This window comes from Lactiplantibacillus sp. YT640, from assembly GCF_049745435.1.
Taxonomy (GTDB): Bacteria; Bacillota; Bacilli; order Lactobacillales; family Lactobacillaceae; genus Lactiplantibacillus; species Lactiplantibacillus plantarum.
Map to the genome: position 1 here is coordinate 1 of NZ_JBMNVY010000075.1, position 2,635 is coordinate 2,635.

General features: G+C 39.6%; 3 protein-coding genes and 1 pseudogene. All 4 read right to left on the reverse strand.

What is annotated here, in order from left to right; all coding sequences use genetic code 11:
- Nucleotides 1-127: 127 nt before the first annotated feature.
- Nucleotides 128-493, reverse strand: coding sequence for a helix-turn-helix domain-containing protein (locus ACOV1R_RS15925; RefSeq protein ID WP_003645348.1), 366 nt, complete (start codon nt 491-493; stop codon nt 128-130).
- 27 nt (nt 494-520) lie between these two features.
- Nucleotides 521-1,285, reverse strand: a complete 765-nt coding sequence (locus ACOV1R_RS15930) for an ABC transporter permease (protein WP_003645347.1) — start codon at nt 1,283-1,285, stop codon at nt 521-523.
- Nucleotides 1,286-1,300: 15 nt separating this feature from the next.
- Nucleotides 1,301-1,960, reverse strand: coding sequence for a Putative ABC superfamily ATP binding cassette transporter, membrane protein (locus tag ACOV1R_RS15935; RefSeq protein WP_015380965.1), 660 nt, complete (start codon nt 1,958-1,960; stop codon nt 1,301-1,303).
- Between the two features lie 87 nt (nt 1,961-2,047).
- Nucleotides 2,048-2,551, reverse strand: a pseudogene (locus ACOV1R_RS15940) (ABC transporter ATP-binding protein); the annotation flags it as partial.
- Nucleotides 2,552-2,635 lie beyond the last annotated feature (84 nt).

The window sequence follows — 2,635 nt, forward strand, 5'->3', positions numbered from 1 at the left end:
AAATATCATAAGGGAAGGCATTCCCTATTTCTATACAATTCAGAAATCTTTTATGCATTTACACAAGATATTTTACGCTCTCCATTTTGGCTGGTGGACAGCTACTTTATCAGCAGTAAAAAAACAATCACCTACTAACTGACCAGAAGAACCCTATTATAACTGCCAGTGATATCACTAACCACCAGTACCCCGCAAGAAAGTCCCAGAAGTTCATTCGACCTAATTTACGCACATAGCGATTGCGTTTAGGATCAAACGTAAATTCAGTGGTATCAACTTTAGTAATTTTCTCGGCACCAAAAACTAATGTGTCTAAACTAACGTTAAAAATATCGGTCAGCTTAATAAGATTCGTGAGATCCGGAGTTGAATCACCAGACTCCCACTTGGAGATAGCTTGCCGAGTCACAAAGAGTTTCGTCGCCAAGTCATCTTGAGTCGTGTTGGTCTCTTTCCGTAACTTTTTTAATTGTTCAGGAAATTTATTCATAAGTAAAACCCTCCATTATAATGTGATTTAGAAACGCTTCTTTCGAAAGATCAAATATCCCAGACTAACAAACAGCCATGTATAACTAAAGGTTCCAATGAGTAACTGGAAGTTTTCCAAGTGACTGGTATCGAAATAGGTCGCATAGTTATAATACTGACGGGTCAAATTAATCATGTTGAATGGATTCCAACGGAGTACTGATGACCAACGATTCACATTTAAAAAGCTCGATGAAATGAATTGTCCCATAAAGACCATTAAGAGACTGACACTAGTAACTACGGCAGTACTGTTAATTAAACACGACAGTAAAAATACTAGACTCACAATAAACAGCGTTGTCAGTACATTGACGACAGCCGTTGTCAGCATATTCGTCCACAATGGCTGATGATATAAATAAATCGTTGACCAAGGTACCCGGGAATTTAGTGGTAGGCCCCACAATCCCAGAGTAAAAATAATGGCTATACCATGGAGCAATAACACGTACCCCAACATCACTAGATACTTCGCTAAATAAACATTAACCTGATTAGGTGATTTATACAGCAACGTTAAGATAGCTTTGTCCTGGAATTCCATTGAAAAAGTCGTGGCCCCAACGACTACTATAATTAACATTATCCAATCAGGAGCATCATAGCAAGTTGCCATTAAAAGCCGACTTTGATTATACCCAATACTGTACCCGGTGATTACCATCAATACTAACAGAACCAGCGGTGCAATCCAGACAATTTTCTTGTGCCCCAATTTATAACATTCCTGATAAAGGCTGAATTTCATTACTTAGACCTTCTTTCAGACACAACGGTGTTTAAACAACAAGTAACCCAAACAGAAAAAAAGGACAGCATAGGCTAATGTTCCGCCAATAATGGCCGGATTCGTTAAGTGCGAAACCTGCGTATCGGTCGTGCTTGCCAACTGCTGGGTGATAAAAATCATATTTAACGGTCCCCATCTAAGCACATTGACCCATGATGGCAATGCTTCCATTAAGCCGACAGAAACGCCCGCACCTAGAAAGCCGACTGCAAGACCGGTTCCGATGACTACCGTGTTGACCCGGATTAACATAAACAATAGGCTAGCCAAGGTTACCATGAAACACGCATAAATCAGGGTACCGAGCACATTTATCAGCAACACAGTTATCATGGCACGATGATCAATTTGAGTCGTCAACCAGCTATAATGTTGTCCGACTGTTAGGAATTTTAGAACAAAAGTGAATAGCATGGCGATAACAGTCAACAACACACCATACAAAAGTATAACTTCTAACTTAGTACCATAAATCACGCGTCGTTTAACCTGCTTATACACGAGTAGGAGCATCGTATGATTTTGATACTCCATCGCAAAAAAAGCTGATCCTACAGCAATCAGGATGATGACAATCCACTGAACAGCACCAAACTCAAAGACCAGTTGCAAAGCACTAACCTTAGTAGTCATTGCGCTGTAGCTCATTAAGCCCAGGAGTGCCAAGGCACCGTAGTATGGGGTTTTTGATGCCAGAATTTATATAATTCCATCATGATATTAGTCTGCATTGTCTTCATCTCCTCGTTGCCTTTCCAGAATCTGAACAATTAAGTGCTCAAAACTGATTGTCTCTGGCGTCAGCTCTTTGAGGTGGATCTGATGTACTGCTAGAATATCTTGAACGGCAAAGATTACTGTCTTGGATACTAAAAAGTGTTCTTCTTTCCTTTGAAAAGGAATGTGATCTGTTTGCAGTAATTCAGCTACCTGTGCATCCGCTTCAGTCCGTAATGTATAATTTTTGAGGCCTTGATAATTAAATGTTCGGCTATCTTGGTTCAAGATGATGTGCCCGTTATCAATCAGGACAATTCGCGTCATGATCTTCTGTAATTCACTCAAAACGTGACTCGAAATAAGAAAAGCCGTTCCTTGTTCGGCATATTGTTTAATAATTCGCCGAATATCAATTGTGGCCTCAACATCTAGTCCATTCATTGGTTCATCCAAAATAACTAATTTGGGCCGGTTTAACAAAGCAATTGCAATACCTAACTTCTGGGGAGTGTCAAGAATCTTGTGTAAATGAAATGCCTTCGTACATATAATATGTATCTAACTTAAATAAATGATGCTTCCAAGGTG

Bases quoted from the DNA above. Each gene is read 5' to 3' on its own strand.
- ACOV1R_RS15925 (WP_003645348.1), bottom strand. From the start codon at position 493: ATGAATAAATTTCCTGAACAATTAAAAAAGTTACGGAAAGAGACCAAC.
- ACOV1R_RS15930 (WP_003645347.1), bottom strand. From the start codon at position 1,285: ATGAAATTCAGCCTTTATCAGGAATGTTATAAATTGGGGCACAAGAAA.
- ACOV1R_RS15935 (WP_015380965.1), bottom strand. From the start codon at position 1,960: ATGACTACTAAGGTTAGTGCTTTGCAACTGGTCTTTGAGTTTGGTGCT.